This window comes from Microseira sp. BLCC-F43 (assembly GCF_041929235.1).
In the GTDB taxonomy this organism is placed as follows: Bacteria; Cyanobacteriota; Cyanobacteriia; order Cyanobacteriales; family Aerosakkonemataceae; genus Microseira.
Genome location: NZ_JBHFNP010000243.1, coordinates 1 through 16,825 on the forward strand (window position 1 = coordinate 1; position 16,825 = coordinate 16,825).

Annotated in this window: 11 protein-coding genes; 8 read left to right on the forward strand and 3 right to left on the reverse strand. The window is 44.7% G+C overall.

Going from position 1 to position 16,825, the window contains the following annotated elements; genetic code table 11:
- Nucleotides 1–386: 386 nt before the first annotated feature.
- Complete coding sequence (locus ACE1CM_RS32835) at nucleotides 387–2,000, reverse strand: hypothetical protein (protein WP_374883079.1); 1,614 nt, start codon at nucleotides 1,998–2,000, stop codon at nucleotides 387–389.
- 57 nt (nucleotides 2,001–2,057) lie between these two features.
- Nucleotides 2,058–3,302, reverse strand: coding sequence for an argininosuccinate synthase (argG, locus tag ACE1CM_RS32840; RefSeq protein WP_374883080.1), 1,245 nt, complete (start codon nucleotides 3,300–3,302; stop codon nucleotides 2,058–2,060).
- 333 nt (nucleotides 3,303–3,635) lie between these two features.
- Here argG and ACE1CM_RS32845 point away from each other — a divergent pair, with 333 nt between their 5' ends.
- The 7 genes from ACE1CM_RS32845 to ACE1CM_RS32875 all read left to right on the forward strand — a co-directional run bounded on the left by ACE1CM_RS32845 (nucleotide 3,636) and on the right by ACE1CM_RS32875 (nucleotide 13,553).
- Nucleotides 3,636–4,586: a glycosyltransferase family 2 protein gene (locus ACE1CM_RS32845; RefSeq protein ID WP_374883081.1), complete on the forward strand. Its 951-nt coding sequence runs from the start codon at nucleotides 3,636–3,638 to the stop codon at nucleotides 4,584–4,586.
- A gap of 124 nt (nucleotides 4,587–4,710) precedes the next feature.
- Complete coding sequence (locus tag ACE1CM_RS32850) at nucleotides 4,711–5,301, forward strand: hypothetical protein (RefSeq protein ID WP_374883082.1); 591 nt, start codon at nucleotides 4,711–4,713, stop codon at nucleotides 5,299–5,301.
- Between the two features lie 149 nt (nucleotides 5,302–5,450).
- Entirely contained in the window at nucleotides 5,451–6,248 is a 798-nt protein-coding gene (rpsB, locus tag ACE1CM_RS32855; RefSeq protein ID WP_374883083.1) for a 30S ribosomal protein S2, read from the forward strand.
- Between the two features lie 42 nt (nucleotides 6,249–6,290).
- Nucleotides 6,291–6,950 (forward strand): translation elongation factor Ts, encoded by a 660-nt coding sequence (tsf, locus tag ACE1CM_RS32860; RefSeq protein ID WP_374883084.1) that lies wholly within the window; start codon nucleotides 6,291–6,293, stop codon nucleotides 6,948–6,950.
- Nucleotides 6,951–7,333: 383 nt separating this feature from the next.
- Nucleotides 7,334–8,155 (forward strand): hypothetical protein, encoded by an 822-nt coding sequence (locus ACE1CM_RS32865; protein WP_374883085.1) that lies wholly within the window; start codon nucleotides 7,334–7,336, stop codon nucleotides 8,153–8,155.
- 275 nt (nucleotides 8,156–8,430) lie between these two features.
- Nucleotides 8,431–10,938 carry an ATP-dependent DNA helicase RecG gene (gene recG, locus ACE1CM_RS32870; RefSeq protein WP_374883086.1) on the forward strand — a complete coding sequence of 836 codons (2,508 nt, stop codon included), beginning with the start codon at nucleotides 8,431–8,433 and terminating at the stop codon, nucleotides 10,936–10,938.
- Nucleotides 10,939–11,126: 188 nt separating this feature from the next.
- Nucleotides 11,127–13,553, forward strand: coding sequence for a CHAT domain-containing protein (locus ACE1CM_RS32875; RefSeq protein ID WP_374883087.1), 2,427 nt, complete (start codon nucleotides 11,127–11,129; stop codon nucleotides 13,551–13,553).
- A gap of 150 nt (nucleotides 13,554–13,703) precedes the next feature.
- Here ACE1CM_RS32875 and ACE1CM_RS32880 read toward each other — a convergent pair whose 3' ends face one another.
- Nucleotides 13,704–15,566 carry an ABC transporter ATP-binding protein/permease gene (locus tag ACE1CM_RS32880; RefSeq protein ID WP_374883088.1) on the reverse strand — a complete coding sequence of 621 codons (1,863 nt, stop codon included), beginning with the start codon at nucleotides 15,564–15,566 and terminating at the stop codon, nucleotides 13,704–13,706.
- Nucleotides 15,567–16,433: 867 nt separating this feature from the next.
- Between ACE1CM_RS32880 and ACE1CM_RS32885 the strand changes: the two genes are divergently transcribed.
- Entirely contained in the window at nucleotides 16,434–16,718 is a 285-nt protein-coding gene (locus tag ACE1CM_RS32885; protein WP_374883089.1) for a cinnamycin family lantibiotic, read from the forward strand.
- Nucleotides 16,719–16,825: the final 107 nt, after the last annotated feature.

Below are 16,825 nucleotides of genomic sequence, written 5' to 3' on the forward strand. Positions count from 1 at the left end.
CTACAAGCTTTTTATTGTACTCCTGTGGTTTAAATCCCTGGGTTATCTATAGCCTGAATTTTACAGAATAGTTCGTAGTCAGCGCTTCAGCGCTTACTACAAGCTTTCTATTGTACTCCTGTGGTTTAAATGGGTGGGTTATGTAGAGCCTTGAATGGTTCGTAGTCAGCGCTTCAGCGCTTACTACAAGCTTTCTATTGTACTCCTGTGGTTTAAATCCCTGGGTTATCTATAGCCTGAATTTTACAGAATAGTTCGTAGTCAGCGCTTCAGCGCTTACTACAAGCTTTCTATTGTACTCCTGTGGTTTAAATCCCTGGGTTATCTATAGCCTGAATTTTACACAATGGTTCGTAGTCAGCGCTTAAGCGCTTACTACAAGCTTTCTATCTCCTGTACTGCTTACGTTTTTTCTCAATTTTCCAAAGCCAATCTTTATAAACCGGCTCTATTTTAAAATTTTGCTCTTGCTCAATCCCCTGGCGCAATCTCTCAGAAGGACGATATAAGAAGGCATTGCCAAAATTATCTGCAATTTTAGGAATATTTCCCTCTACCACTAATTGAAGATTAACGTCAGGTTTCAGCAAATGACTAAAAGCCAGCACTCTTCCCGGAATTTCATCAGTAATTAAAAGCGGACTTTCTGCTTGATTAACAATTCGAGCAACTTGGGGATTGTATTTACTATTTGTATGGCTATTGTGCCACCAAATTGGAAATAAACTGCTCGCTACACAGGATATAACCCCGCTGGCAATTAAGGCAACTAAAACATATGACCACCGTTTTACATGCTGGCTTTTAGTTATTTTAACTGTCAGTAAATAAGCCACAGCAACTTGAATTCCTAAAAAACAAGGTATTGCATATCGAGTCACACTGGATCGCCGTCCTCCTAAAATTAAATCTGGTAAAATTAAAGCTAATCCCGTGACTCCAATTAAAGTCAAAATAAATAACCAAGTCTGCTTCGGCGTGTTACGGCAGACAAAATAAATCGCCCAAATCGATAAAATTGCCGTTATATATAAAATTGGATTGATAAAACTTAAACCGTGATTCAAATCAAAAAATAGCCTGCTTAAATTTAATAGCCAACGTAAAGGCAAATTTCGCACTGTTGAATTAGTTGTTGCCGTACTTTGAATAATTTGGGATAAATTAGCGGCAATTATCAAAAGCCACGGTGAAAAAATCAGCAATCCCGTCAATGATGCTAGTAAATAAGCGATCGCTTTTTTACTCAATCGCCAGCCTTCAATTGCAACTATATAAATTCCATGTCCAATTGCAACTAACCCGAAAAATAAATGGGAATACAGTCCAATGGCTACTGTTAATGCATAAATTATCCAATTTACAGGATGCAGAGCATCCCTACACTCGTACCCAGGCTCAGCCTGGGTACGAGTATTGCAAGGCTCTGCCTTGCTTGCTTTTAAAGGCTCTGCCTTGCTTGCTTTTAACAATGCTGCACTCGACAATAAAATAGCCACCGTCCACAAACTATATTGTCGTGCTTGCTGGGCGTACAATACGTGAAAAGGCGAAACACCTATTAGAATAACCGCTACCCATCCCGTCAGGGATGATGCAAATAATTCCAGCGATAACCAATAGATACAAGGAAATGCCAGCAAACTAATAAAAGCCGATAAACTTCTAATACTGACAACAGAATTACCAAAACTTTGTCCCCAAAATCGCGCCATTAAGTAATACAAAGGCGAATGTTCGGCATTTCCCGCAAAAGCCTTTATCGCGTCAGTTAAACCTTTCTCGGAATTGGGATATTGATATTTTTCCTGTAATTCTTGTACGCTAATAACTCGCCCGTTGAATGCTTGCTCGACTAATTCTGTTTGAGTATGTCCGGAAATTCTCAGCGAAGTTAGCGTTTCGTCGTACCAGTAAAGTTTGCCGTCGAGGTTGATAAATCGAAATAGTATTCCCAGAATTAATACAACTGCGATTATATGCGATCGCTTACCATTCATCTTCTTCTCCTATCCAGAAACCCGGTTTTTCTAAAAAACCGGGTTTCTTTCTTCAACCTAACTCTTTAACGTTACTTGTCCGCTAGTCGCCAACACTCGCGCACTCACGCCAAATACCCGCAGCAGTCCCTCCGAATCAGCATGATTATAACTACCAATCCCTTCCATTGAAGCATTTTTCTCTGAATATAGAGAATGATTTGTATCGGTTGCAGAAACAAAGGAAATATTTCCTTTGTAAAGCGAAACTTTAATAGTTCCTGTCGCCAATTCTGCGGTACGTTTAATCGCTTCGAGTGCCATTTGCGTTGCCAAATCAAACCAATAGCCCTGATAGATTTGCTTGGCAATTAATAAGGATAACTGGTCAAAGAACTCCCGCGCGCGGCGGTCTAAAATTAATTGCAGTAAAAATGCATAGCAAGTTCCCAACAATTCTACTCCTGGGCTTTCGTAAACACCGCGCGATTTAATCCCCACAAAGCGATTTTCCACTAAGTGAGTGCCAATCCCAATCCCGTGGCGTCCGCCGATAGCATTTGCTTGCAGAAATGCATCGACCAAATTAACCGCATTGCCGTTAATTTTAACCGGACGACCTTGCTCAAAAGTCACGGTAAATTCTTCGGTTTCGTTGGGTGCATCGGCGGGATAACAACCCATAATTGGCTTGACAAAATGAGCCGGAGTTGTTAGAGATTCCAACAATCCCGATTCGTGGGTTAAACCGAGCATATTCGCATCGGTGGAATAAGGTTTATCTTTCGATGCGGTGACGGGAAGACCTTTTTCTTGACAGAAATCAATCATTTCGCTGCGCCCGGGAAAGCGTGCTAAAAATTCCTCATCGCGCCAAGGTGCATAAACTTCAAAATCCGGGGCGAGCATATTAGTAATTAGCTGAAACCGGACTTGGTCGTTACCCCGTCCCGTTGCGCCGTGGCTGAATATAGTCAGCCCTCTTTTTTTCATTGCTTGAATCATCGCTTTGGTGAGGACGCAGCGGGCAATTGCAGTCGTATTCCAGTAGCGTCCTTCATAGCAAGCTTGGGTTTGAATTAAATCTACACCGGCTTGAGCGATCGCATCCCGCGCGGGTAACAAAACAAAATCTACCGCCCCCGCCATCGACATGCGCTTGCCAATTGCTTCCACATCCTCTTCATCGGGTTGACCCAAATCAGCGGTAAAACATACAACGTTGACACCTTTATCGGTCAGCCAACGGGTAATCGTACAACTATCTAAACCGCCAGAACCCGCAAATGCAATGGTTTTTCCGTTCAAATCCTGAGCTTTCATTCCCAATCTTCCTCTTGTGGCGATGCGATCGCGAGTTCAAAACACGCAAAGAAACCGGGTTTCTACGAAAAATCGTGACTCAGAAACCCAAAGAAACCGGGTTTCTACCAAAAATCCTGGGTTTGGCAACCAGAGATTGACTCAGAAACCCGGTTTCTGGCCTCGACCTGCCTAAGTCCTGAACTGCCATCGTCTAAAAACGACAAACTTCCATTATCTATCCAATCGCTGCCGATTCTGTCAGCCATCGTACAGTTTTATTTTTTGCTAATCAGCGATTGCCAAAGCATTAATAAGTCTTTACAATGAGCCGGGACTCATTCTTAGCTCGCCGTGTTTTTCAGCGTCGTCATTCCAACTTACAATCGCCGACCTATCCTGGAAAAATGCCTCCTAGCCTTGGAAAAACAGCATCTGAGACAGGGTAGCCTCGTTACGGGTTACGAAGTAGTGCTGGTGGATGATGGTTCCACAGATGGCACGCTGGAATGGTTAGAAGCAAATGCCGCCAAATTTCCTCACGTGCGACGTTTCGCTCAATCTCACGCAGGTCCCGCCGCCGCCCGCAACTTAGGCGTAGAACAAGCACTAGGGGATACTATCATCTTTATCGATAGCGATCTAGTGGTGACGGAAAACTTTCTCCAGGCGCACGCAGACGCCCTCCTACAGGGAGAAAAGACTTTAGGGAGCGATCGTTTATTCACCTATGGTAGAGTCATCAACACCTGTAACTTTGACGACCCTACTTCAGAACCGTACAAAATTACCGACTTTTCTGCTGCATATTTTGCCACGGGGAATGTAGCGATCGCGCGTCACTGGCTAATCGCAGTTGGACTCTTCGATACTCGCTTTCAACTCTACGGCTGGGAAGACCTAGAATTAGGCGTGCGCCTCAAACAACTCGGTCTTAAACTGATCAAATGTCCTGACGCTGTCGGCTACCACTGGCATCCGCCCTTCTCCCTGGCACAAATTCCCAACTTAATAGAAAAAGAAATCCAACGAGGACGCATGGGCGTCTTGTTTTATCAAAAACATCCGACACCCGAAGTGCGGATGATGATTCAAATGACCCCACTGCATCGACTTCTCTGGGGACTTCTCACCCTCGGCGGCAGACTCAACGAAAAAACAATGGCAGGTTTCTTACAACAACTAATAAACCGAGGTCAAACGCAATTAGCCCGGGAAATTGCGCGAATTTTTCTCAATTGGTACAACGTCCAAGGGGTTTATGCCGCTTACGCCGAAATCCAGCAGGTGAGAAAGAATAATTAGCGATTAGCCATGAGCAATTAGCAATTAGCGCTTGCCCCATACCATTGACCGCTAGGTAAATTTACGTTACTCTGTTGCAGCAACCTTCAAATCTCAAAAACTTATTTGAATTGCAAAGGTAATTATGTTTCATCGCACAAAAAATTGGCTTTTGATCTCAATCCTCGCGGTTTCATTAACCTCTTGTACAGAAGGTTCTCAAACAAAGGGCGATGCATCAACATCTGCAAATTCCTCACCAGCAGCAACACCCGTAAAAGCAGCCGCTACAAAAACCGATCCATCAAACAGCAAGACCATCCCTGGGGTTAAAAATGCCAGCGAAGTCAAATTCAAATCCCCATCAGACCCAAGCAAAACAGGTTTTTTTGATACAGTAAATGACTCTATCGGACCCAAACACGAGGTCGCAAAGACAGCTACAGTAAAAATCGCTGGATGGGCGTTTCTACCAGGCAAAAACAAAATACCAGAACGGGTAATTATTACACTGGCAGACAACAAAACCGTCGTCGCAGTTGCTGAGGTAAAGTTACCTAGACCCGATGTTGCCAAAGCCTTGAACAATCCTGCTTATAAAAGCTCGGGTTGGGACGTTACAATTAATGCTTCTGGATTGCCCCCAGGTAAATCCTACCTCAAAGCTTGGGCTTACGATTCTGCCACAAAGGAAGCTACTCCCCTGGGAGGTACCCACGAAATCGTTGTGGAATGATTGGGTTATTTAGAAGCATAATTGTGCTAGCTTAAAGATTGTCGTCAAAAAATCGCACATCCGGGGTTTCGGGTGTTTCCGGGGATATTCAAACCCCCAGCGAAATACCCCTGGATGGAGGATTAACCCGAATCAGGAGTAAAAATCAGATGCCAGTAGTTTCTTTGGCTCAAATGATGGAGTCAGGGGTTCATTTTGGACACCAAACCCGCCGTTGGAACCCCAAAATGTCTCGTTATATCTACACCTCGCGCAACGGGGTTCACATTATCGACCTCGTGCAGACGGCTCAGCTGATGGAAGATGCCTACAGCTACATGCGTACCGCCGCCGAACAAGGCAAAAAATTCCTGTTTATCGGCACAAAACGGCAAGCAGCAGGGATTATAGCACAAGAAGCGCAACGCTGCGGAGCTTACTTTGTAAACCAACGCTGGTTAGGTGGAATGCTCACCAACTGGACAACGATTAAAACGCGGGTAGAGCGTTTGAAAGACTTGGAACGCCGTCAAGAAAATGGCGCCCTCGATTTGTTGCCTAAAAAAGAAGCCGCAGTCCTGCGCCGCGAAATGGAAAAGCTGCAAAAATACCTGGGCGGCATTAAGCTGATGCGGAAAGTACCCGATATCGTGCTGATCGTAGATCAGCGGCGGGAATACAACGCCGTCCAAGAATGCCAGAAGCTGTCAATTCCCATCGTCTCCCTGTTGGATACCAACTGCGACCCCGATGTGGTGGATATCCCCATTCCCGCCAACGATGACGCGATTCGGTCAATTAAACTCATAATCGGAAAATTGGCAGACGCTATCTATGAAGGGCGTCACGGTCAAGTCGCAGGTGAAGTCGAAGAAGATTACGAAGATTACGAAGGCGCTGAAGAAGAATACGAGTACGACGAGAGCGATTTTGCGGATACTGATGAAGAGGACGAAGGCGAAGAATAATCGGCTTCGTTGAACGGTAGTTAGGTAGGAATCAAACAGAAAATGGCGGAAATATCGGCAAAAGCAGTCCAAGAACTGCGAAAAAAAACCGGCGCTGGCATGATGGATTGCAAAAAAGCGCTGGCAGAAAACGACGGTGACATGACCAAGGCTGTAGAATGGCTGCGGAAAAAAGGCATCACCTCGGCGGATAAAAAAGCAGACCGGGTAGCCGCAGAAGGACTGGTAGGCAGCTACATCCATACCGGCGGACGAGTCGGCGTACTGGTGGAAGTCAACTGCGAAACCGACTTTGTGGCGCGTCGCGATGAGTTCCAAGCCTTGGTGCGGAACATTGCGATGCAGGTAGCAGCTTGTCCCAACGTTGAGTACGTTAGAGTAGCGGATATTCCCCCTGAAGTCGTCGCCAAAGAGAAAGAAATTGAAATGGGACGGGATGACTTGGGGAACAAACCAGACAACGTCAAAGAAAAGATCGTTCAGGGACGGATTGAAAAACGCCTGAAAGAGATGTCTTTGATGGATCAGCCTTATATCCGCGATCAAAATATCAGCGTGGAAGAGTTGGTCAAGCAGGCTGTTGGTCAAATTGGTGAAAAGATCCAAGTCCGTCGCTTCGTCCGCTTCGTACTCGGCGAAGGGATTGAAAAGAAAGAAAGCAACTTTGCTGAAGAAGTCGCCGCGCAAATGGGTGGCAACTAATCACGTCAGTTGCTGGTTATAAACTTGGGCGTTGCTAATTGCTAATTGCTAATGGCTAATTGCTAATTGGGAGAGATGCTCAATCATATCCTCAGGACTTACGCACGACAAGCCTATCACCAAAGTTTCTGCGTAGATATCTTGTTACCAAACCAACGATTTTTCAGAGAAACTTTGGTGTTTGCGTAAGTCCCGCTCCTGCCATTAGCCATTAGCCATTAGCTACAAGGTTGAGATAACTAGCAACTTGAGTCAGATCGTAGATGGCACCTGGCATGGGGCATGGGTGAAAAAAATCAATTTGGCCTTTGATGTACCCATGCGCCATCTCTGGGCTACGCTAGAAAACAGGAATTTTGTCCTGGGATTGCAGTTGTACCGTTATGGCTGGAGCAGTTGAGCGCATAGCGCGGGATTTGTCAGCATTGGAGGAAGCGATCGCCGCGATCGCCACAGAACTCCACAATAGTTATGCCGGATATCTCGACGCCTTGGGGCAAGCAGTGCGCCACCAATTAGTATTGGCAAGCTATCACCTTTGTACCCAAGGCTATCCCGACGAATTTCTCAACCTATCCTTCAGCCAGCGGCAACAATTGCAACAATCCCTCCGGGAAATCGCGGCAAAAGCTAAAGAACGTTTGCTCCGGCAATTTCATTCGCCCATTCCCAGCGAATTCGCCTCCGTACCCACCCAGGAACATCAGGGAAATAACGGGGGAGAGGAAGTATCATATGTAACTAAAGTGCCAAGGGGACGGCAACCGGAAGAGTTAGTCGCTTGGCTGGAAAGCGTGGAAATAGCGATCGCCAAAACCCTACAAAGAACCTCCCGCGATAGCAACCGTTTATTACAGCAAACAGAAATCTTACCCAAAAAAATACCCGAATCTATTATAGAAGCAGCCGCCAAAGTAGAAGCAGCCGCCGAGAGCGTCGCTGGCCCGCCCAACTTGTTAAACTTGGTAATTGAAGCAGAAGACGATGACGAGCTGCAAAGCTCCACCGTGACTCACGTCTATGCCATTCACCTGCGGTTATCAGAAATTGAATTAGCCGATCCCACCGTAATGGCATATCGCCACCAAATTCGCAACCTGGTAGCTAAACTGCGCGGGATTGAACGCGAGTATCAAAAGAAACAACGCGAACGCGCCGTCGCCGAAGCAGAATCAGCATGGCGTGCCAGTTGGTTTGATGATTAGTTAGTGGTAATAGGTAATGGGTAATTGGTAATTGGTAATTGGCGATTGGAGAAAGGAATAATTCCATTACCTAACGCAAGTTGCTAGTTATAAACTTCGCCGTTGCTAATTGCTAATTGCTAATTGCTAATATAGGATTTTTACTGACATTAGCCTCGTGACCACGGCAGAGCCTAGTAACGCCATTAGCCGCTCCCAGAGAGATAACTAGCAACTTGAGTTACCTATTACCCATTACCCATTACCTATTACCTATTACCTATTACCTATTACCTATGACCTATAATCAATTAGATTGGGAAAGATTGCACAAAGCTTTGGCAGTCGAAGCAGAACGGGGTTTTACAGATTTGGTGGGCAAACAATATCGCTTCAGTGAATTTGTTTGTCTCAGTTTCGGTCAAACCCTCCCAGATAGTACCCTTGTAGAACGACGCCAATGGCAAGAAATGGCGTCCAGGTTTGCTAACTATCCTCAATTAACCCTAGAAGAACGACAGCAACTCGTAGCAGAAGCAAGTCGGTTTCTCGCTCAAATGCAGCAGGAGAGTGGGGGAGACGCGGGGACGGGGGGACGTGGGGACGCGGGGAATGTGTTAGAAGAACTTCCCAATGACCAATTACCAATTACCAATACCAAATTACCCCGCACAACCCCTGTAAATCAATCTAACCAAACAATTTTACTCGACCAAGCTTTGGGGCAGTTGCCAGGAATTGGGCGCAGGGGAGAATATTTAGCACAAAAGCTGGGTTTATATACAGTCCGCGATATTTTGTTTTACTACCCCCGCGACTACATTGATTATGCGCGTCAGGTAGATATTGCGGAGTTAATCGAAGGGGAAACTGTTACCTTGGTAGGAACGGTAAAACGCTGCAACTGCTTTACTAGCCCAAAAAATAAGAAATTAACGATTTTTGAACTGTTATTGAAGGATAAAACCGGGCAAATTAAGCTGCATCGATTTTATGCTGGCACGCGCTACAGCAATCGCCCTTGGCAAGAAGGGATGAAAAATCGCTATACAGAAGGCACAGTCGTTGCGGCTTCGGGTTTGGTGAAGAAAAATAAGTATGGGATCTCAATAGACAATCCAGAAATAGAAGTATTGGGAGATCCAGACGATACCATCGATTCTCACGGGATCGGTCGCGTCGTGCCGGTGTATCCTTTAACCGAGGGAGTGCCAGCGGATTTGATCCGACGGGTGGCGATGGCGGCGTTACCCGCAGCAAAACAATTGCCAGATCCTTTGCCGGTAGCGTTGCGCGATCGCTATGGGTTAATCGAATTATCCGATGCGATCGCTAACATCCATTTTCCCGCCGACACCGCCGCAAAACAAGCCGCGCGCCATCGCTTAGTCTTCGATGAATTCTTCTACTTGCAATTAGGATTTCTCCAACGCCGTCAAACTTTACGCCGCAGGCAAACGGGGGCAGTTTTAGCGCCTACAGGTCAATTAATCGAACAATTTTACGAAATTCTACCCTTTAAATTAACCAACGCCCAAGAGCGAGTTATCGGCGACATCCTCAACGATTTAGAAAAAACCGCCCCGATGAATCGATTGGTTCAAGGAGATGTTGGTTCTGGTAAAACCGTCGTCGCGGTTATTGCCATTCTCGCCGCAATTCAATCCGGTTATCAAGCCGCATTAATGGCACCTACAGAAGTATTGGCAGAACAACATTATCGCAAATTAGTTAGCTGGTTTAATCTGCTGCATTTGCCGGTAGAACTGCTCACAGGTTCTACTAAAGCAGCCAAACGCCGTCAAATTCACGCCCAATTAGAAACAGGAGAATTACCTTTATTAGTAGGGACTCACGCCCTCATTCAAGACCCGGTAAATTTTAAGAGTTTGGGGTTAGTAGTAATTGACGAACAGCACCGCTTTGGCGTGCATCAGCGGGCGCGTTTGCAGCAAAAAGGCGAACAACCCCACGTATTAACAATGACAGCAACGCCGATTCCTCGGACTTTAGCCCTGACAATTCACGGGGATTTAGATGTGAGTCAAATTGATGAATTGCCACCGGGAAGACAAGCAATTCAAACAACCGTATTATCGGGTAGAGAACGCAACCAAGCATACGACTTGATGCGCCGGGAAATAGCCCAGGGGCGACAAGTTTATATTGTTTTACCCTTGGTGCAAGAATCGGAAAAGTTAGATTTACGTTCGGCAATTGAAGAACATCAGAAACTTTCGGAAGCTATTTTTCCGCAATTTCAAGTAGGATTGCTTCACGGTCGCATGAGTTCGGCTGAAAAAGACGAAGCTATTAATAAATTTCGGGATAATCAAACGCAAATCCTCGTTTCTACTACGGTGGTAGAAGTGGGCGTGGATGTGCCGAATGCTACGGTAATGCTCATTGAACATGCGGAACGTTTTGGCTTATCTCAGTTGCATCAATTGCGAGGGCGCGTTGGTCGGGGGGCGGAGAAATCTTATTGTTTATTAATGAGTAGTTCTACAAATGCCGATGCGCGACAGAGGTTGAATGTGTTGGAACAGTCGCAGGATGGCTTTTTTATTGCCGAAATGGATATGCGTTTGCGGGGTCCCGGTGAAGTTTTGGGCACTCGTCAAGCGGGGATGGCGGATTTTGTTTTGGCAAGTTTGGTGGAAGACCAGGATGTTTTGATTTTGGCGCGCGATGCGGCTGAAAAAGTTATTGCAAAAGATGAAAGTTTGAATCGATGGCCTTTTTTAAAGGCTGAATTAAAGTATCGCTATGAACGATTGATGGGAGGGACGATTTTAACTTGAGAGAAAGCTATTTTAATGAACCACAGAGGCACAGAGGGCGCAGAGGGAAGAGAAAGGAAGAGTCACAAGCAGGGAAGTTTTTAAATTTAATAATTAATTTAGCGGAGATAGGTAGAGAAAGTAGTATCAAATTAGACATAAAATCGGCTACATGTAGATCTGCGATCGCACTCCACAGAGTCCACCCCATGAACGAACTACGCCAAGAAGCCTACCAAAGTCTAATCGATCGACTCCTTACCTGTGTCAGCAGCGAAGAACCAGAGATTTTGCGGATAAACCGCAACTTAGTCGATGCTGGTCTAGTCCAGACGATGCTGAAAGTAGCAGGCGATCTGGCAAAAGGGGGCGATCCAACGCGGGCGAATCGTTTAATGAATATCGCCGGGAGTCTCCTGGGAGTTTGTGGGAATTCCTCTACTCAGGTTACCCCGCAAGAGTATTTTGATTTCTTGATGCAGCTATTGGGGACAATTCACGACAGCAACGGCAATTTGCAAAAGGTGGATTCATTACTAAGAGCAAATCTCAGTTTTGTGGATCAAAATCTGGCTTGCGAGTTGCGAAGTTTTGCTCAAGACAGTTTATCAGAATTGGAGCCGGAACTAGCGCAGCACATGGCGTTAGATCTTTTCAAGTTGAGCCAGTTCCTGGTAGATTTCCCCATGGGAAACCGAGAACAAAATTTAGAGATTGCTATTACAGGATATGAAATATTTGCCTCTGTCTTTAACCAGCAAAACTTTCCCGAAATCTGGGCAGAAATCCAAAATAGTCTGGGCAATATCTACCGTTGTCGCAAGAGCATAAAAGCCGAAAGTTTGCCACAGGCAATTCGTCATTACAAGGCAGCGTTAGAAATACGCACTCGTGAATATTTTCCCACGAATCATATTGAAACTCAATTTAATCTGGGACTTGCCTACCGAGATGCAGGACAGTTAGCGGCTGCTTTTAAAGCAATAGAAATTGCCATTGATACTCTAGAATCCCTGCAAACTGAAATCGCCTCTGGCTTTGAAACTGACCCGCATCAGCTATACGCTTGTATCGTGGAAGTTTGTTTAGAACTGGGGAAACAGGATCCAGAATATTATAACCGCGCCTTAGAATTCGTCGAGCGCAGCAAAGCCCGTCATTTGGTCGAACTCTTGGTGCGTAAAAATCTTTACCCTAAGCGGAACTTCTATCCCAACCAAAACGAATATCAAAAAACTTGCTACCTACTCGACCAATTGCGACGGCAAATTCCAGCCAAACAGCGACAGTTACAAGCTTGTGGAGATTGGAAATATCAGCTAGAAAATCGCAGCACAAAATTGAGAATTCAGCAAGAGTTAAATTACTTACAACAGCAATGGGATAACTTGCTCCAGGAAATCAACAAAGTAGACCCTCGCTTTAAGTCTATCCAACAGGTGGAACCGATTTCTTTTAGCGATATCTTTGCCCTCACCGATGACAAAACTACAATCGCTCAATGGTATATTGCCGACGATAAGATTGTGACATTTGCTATCAGCCTTCGCTCGCCCCATCCCACAGTTTGGCAATCCTCATCCCAAGACTTGAAAGCTTTAAGAGATTTGGCTTCCTACAAGGAAAAAGACCAATGGCAAGACCAGCTAGGTCAGATTTTGCGTCAATTATCCTACATATTGCAGATTGACGAGATATTGGCGCAGATCCCATCGGGATGCGATCGCTTGATTTTAATTCCCCATCGCTGGTTGCATTTATTACCACTTCATGCATTGCCGCTGAAGGGTCAGCCAAATAAATGTCTGTTGGATCGATTTACTCGCGGCGTGGGATATGCACCCAGCTGTCAATTATTGCAATTAAGCCAAAATCAGCAACGGTATATTTTTAGTCACTTATTTGCCGTCCAAGATCCAACCAAGGATCTCGTTTACACTAACTTGGAAGTGGCGACGATTTGCTCCTTCTTCCCCTCCGCCGAAGTTTTGGTGAAGCAGGAGGCAGACGAAGCAGCTAGTACAGTTGATGGCAACTTTTTAGAAGCACACTGCATTCACTTCTGCTGTCAAGGGGAGTTTAATTCCAACTCGCCGTTAGACTCAGCACTGATATTAGCCCAAAGCGAACGGAAGCCAGATATCCGCCTCACTTTAGCTGAAATTTTTCGATTCAACCTGGAAAGATGCCGCCTGGTCACGCTTTCTGCCTGGGAAACGGGTACAATTGACCAGAGCTTGAGCGATGAATATATTGGTTGGCCTAGCAGCTTCCTCTACGCAGGTAGTCCCAGCGTTGTCACCAGTCTTTGGCGAGTCGATGACTTGGCGACAACCTTTTTGCTCGGTCGATTTTATGAAAATATTAGGAAACATCACCTAATAGAAGCGGCGGATATTGCGATCGCCCTCAAAGATGCCCAAATATGGTTACGGGATCTGACCAGCAGCGAGTGCGAAATTATTCTGGGTCAACTTAAACCTAAAATTGAGCCAATGCTGGCAAATTTGCCTAAACAGGAACGCAAACTTGTTGCGGCGGCGATTGAAAATGCGATCAAGAAAATCCGCTCGCGCCGCCCCTATCCTTTTGCCAATCCCTTTTATTGGGCAGCTTTTACCGCGACAGGTTTTTAAGTACGTAAAAGCTAAAAAATACTAACATTGGTAATTGGTAATTGGTAATTGGTAATTGGATTCATATGATGTCCGGCAAATAGCCCTTAATTAAATCTCGACCCGTCGCCGTGTCCGGTGTGTCCCCGCGTCAGTCCTAACTATTACCCATTACCGATTACCTATTACCATTTGATAGTTTTCAGCTGCGATCAGCCGCCAGCTAGAATCACTCAAGAGTTCCAGCACTTTTTGGTGATAGTTCAGCAAACTCTCTCGGTGACCGACACTGATAAAGGTGGTTTCGGTTTGCTGTAGCTGTTGGTAAAGTTGTTTCTCATTTTGCCAATCCAATGCGCTAGTTGCTTCGTCTAAGAAGGCGTAACGAGGTCGATTGAGCAAAAGTCTTGCGAAGGCTAGACGCTGTTGTTCTCCTAAAGACAAAACTTTGTTCCAGTCTAGTTGTGCCTCTAAGCTACCTACCTTGGAAAGCAATTCGGAAAGGTTAACTTTGTGCAGCACTAACTCCAGTTCCTCATCAGAAATAGAGCGACTCGTATTTGGGTAAAGTAACTGTTCTCGCAATGTGCCCGGTATCATGTAAGGACGTTGGGGCAAAAATAAAATTTCTTCTAAGCTAGGTCGCACTATCCGACCTGTTCCTTTGTTCCATAATCCCGCGATCGCTCTGAACAGAGAACTCTTACCACAGCCACTAGCCCCCATAATCAATATTCGCTCACCAGGTTCTATCGCTACCGATAGATCTTTAACCAAAGTCTGTTCCCCATTAGGAGTCTGCAAAGAAAGTCCTTCGAGGGCAAAGCGCTTATCCTCAGCTGATTCGATTTTATTGACATCCTGTTCTACCTTTGGTTCTTCCAAAGCTTCCGCCAGCTTAGCTAATCGATCAACTACAGCCACAACCACACTCAGCGAATCAAATCGGCGCATAATCACCGATAACGACACCGAAACCTGAATGCAGACTATACTCGCTTGAGTAATTGCTCCCAACTCAACTTCACCGCTAAAATACAACGGCCCTACGATTAAGTACGGTATAATGAACAGAGAATTTTGATACACCACAGTCAAGCATTCTATATTTCTTTCCCAGCCGACGATCAGATTAAAGCTCTTAATCAGTTTACCAAATTGCCCCTTCAACACACTCAATTCCTGATTCTCCCCTGAAGAGAAGGCGATAGATTCCCCATTGTCCCGGATGCGAATCAATCCATAACGGAAGTTGGCTTCCTGCTGTAGTTTTTCCCCGTTTAGATTTACCAACCTCCGACTGAGATAAATCACTATCAGGTTTATTAACACAGAATAAACCACTATAATAATAACCAGTATTTTAGAAATAAACCAGAGAACGATTCCCAAAGCGATTAGATTAATAACTTGATTGAAAATCGCTACCCCAAAATCTAAGATTGTTTGAGTAAAAGATTCAACTTCTTTCGATATGCGTTGATCTGGATTGTCTACATCAGATCGGTCTTTTAGTTCGTAATATGCTCTATTATAGAGATATTTCTCTAGGAAATAGTTCGTTAGCCATTGTTGCCAGTGAATCCGAAGTTTCTGTTTCGTGTAATTGGAAAATATCACTAATGGAACAGTTACAACCAGCGAACCGCTGTAGAGTAATAACAAAGGAAAGTAGGTTGACACCTGCCTTTGTGCCAACGCCGTCATCAAATCTCGTGACAAATAACTACCAAGCACACTCACACCCGTGCTTGCTACCAGTAATAAGAGCAGGATTACCGACATTGACCAAGGTTGCCCATGCTCTTTTAACAATTGACTGTAGTAGGCAAACCCAACAATTGTAGCCAGCCAAAGTAAGCCAATAAGATAAATAGCTGGCGACTGTATTATATTACTCAAATAATTGGCTAAACCGGGAGCGATACTGTTAGATATTTCTGGAAAGTAGTGCTGTCCTACTAAACCGATCCCGCTGACGGTAATCAAAGCAGTTATTAACAGGAATAGAATTAGCGATAGCAAAATCCCCATAAAATTTCCTCTTCCCTCGGATAGAGGATACCAGTATATCCTTACAATTGCGAAAAGCCTTTGCCAAAAGTTACCGTCAAATTTATGCGATTTACTCATAACCTAGTTTGCATCTGTATTGGGTAATTTTTCCGAAGCAGTCAAGCCAATTTTGTCAAAGTAAGCCGCCTTAGCACCCCATCATTATCTTACAGATTATCAGTATTGCGTCTGAATTTTCAATAGCATGTAATTTATGATAAAAAAACATCAAAACCGGCAGCGCCGTCAACCTAAATATTATAACGTAAAGGCGGCAAAATTCTTCAGCCGCTCAAATATTCCGTATTGTTGGTCTGTCACGATAAATCTTTGATTATCAAAAAATTATTCAAAAGTCAAGATATATTGGAAAATATACGATGGTAAATCTGTGCTGTTTCTGCCTTACTAATGCCTACTTCCCTTGTGGTAAAAAGGTTGGCGATTTACATACTCCCGCACTCAAATCAAAGATTTGGTGTGGGATTCTCAATATATTAACGCTCTTCTGTTCTCACCAAAGCAGACATAAATTGCTCGTCAAACCCAGTTTTAGTGTAAATCTTTGTGTCTATTTTCCTTAATCTAGCACAATATTGTGAAGTAAAATTAAGATTTTTCAGGAAAACCCAGCGGCAACTCACCCGTGAGTTCAGAGCAAAGTCTTACTCCACAAAGCTTTCACAAAATCTGATTTTTGTTGATTGCTAAGGGAAGGCGAGGTTTTATGAACTTGCCTTAAATGTCACACAATATAGGCGATCTAGATCGCTAGAAATGTTTATTTTGCTCTGGTAGCATAACCGAGACCAGTCAAGCTTCTAAAATGAATTAAGGAGTTTATCAATGTCAAACGCTACTCTGGAAAAGCCTTCCGTCGCATATGAAGCGCTAGAACAGCTGTTGCATAAAGCGGCTTTTGATGCAGAATTTCGTAGCGATCTGATGGCTAATCCTGAACTATTCGGCATTGTATCTGAGCTGTCTCTGCCAGCATCTGTAGCAAAGCAGGATGAAACCTTTGTGGAACTGCTCAATGATGCTTTAGGGCAACTCGATATCGCAGCGCAGTGTGCAAGCACCTGTAGTTTCGGTCCTGTAACCTTGCTTTGCGATGGCACAACTAAGTAACCTGACTGGTTACAGTTGCTCAGCTTACACCTGAGGTTTTGATTTGCAGGCTAGCACCAGATTTAAATCCTGTGATGCTAGCCTAAAACACTGAGTTTTTCCCCTAA

Bases quoted from the DNA above. Each gene is read 5' to 3' on its own strand.
- argG (WP_374883080.1), bottom strand. From the start codon at position 3,302: ATGAAAGCTCAGGATTTGAACGGAAAAACCATTGCATTTGCGGGTTCT.
- ACE1CM_RS32885 (WP_374883089.1), top strand. From the start codon at position 16,434: ATGTCAAACGCTACTCTGGAAAAGCCTTCCGTCGCATATGAAGCGCTA.
- ACE1CM_RS32875 (WP_374883087.1), top strand. From the start codon at position 11,127: ATGAACGAACTACGCCAAGAAGCCTACCAAAGTCTAATCGATCGACTC.
- ACE1CM_RS32835 (WP_374883079.1), bottom strand. From the start codon at position 2,000: ATGAATGGTAAGCGATCGCATATAATCGCAGTTGTATTAATTCTGGGA.
- tsf (WP_374883084.1), top strand. From the start codon at position 6,291: ATGGCGGAAATATCGGCAAAAGCAGTCCAAGAACTGCGAAAAAAAACC.
- recG (WP_374883086.1), top strand. From the start codon at position 8,431: ATGACCTATAATCAATTAGATTGGGAAAGATTGCACAAAGCTTTGGCA.
- ACE1CM_RS32880 (WP_374883088.1), bottom strand. From the start codon at position 15,566: ATGGGGATTTTGCTATCGCTAATTCTATTCCTGTTAATAACTGCTTTG.
- ACE1CM_RS32850 (WP_374883082.1), top strand. From the start codon at position 4,711: ATGTTTCATCGCACAAAAAATTGGCTTTTGATCTCAATCCTCGCGGTT.
- rpsB (WP_374883083.1), top strand. From the start codon at position 5,451: ATGCCAGTAGTTTCTTTGGCTCAAATGATGGAGTCAGGGGTTCATTTT.
- ACE1CM_RS32865 (WP_374883085.1), top strand. From the start codon at position 7,334: ATGGCTGGAGCAGTTGAGCGCATAGCGCGGGATTTGTCAGCATTGGAG.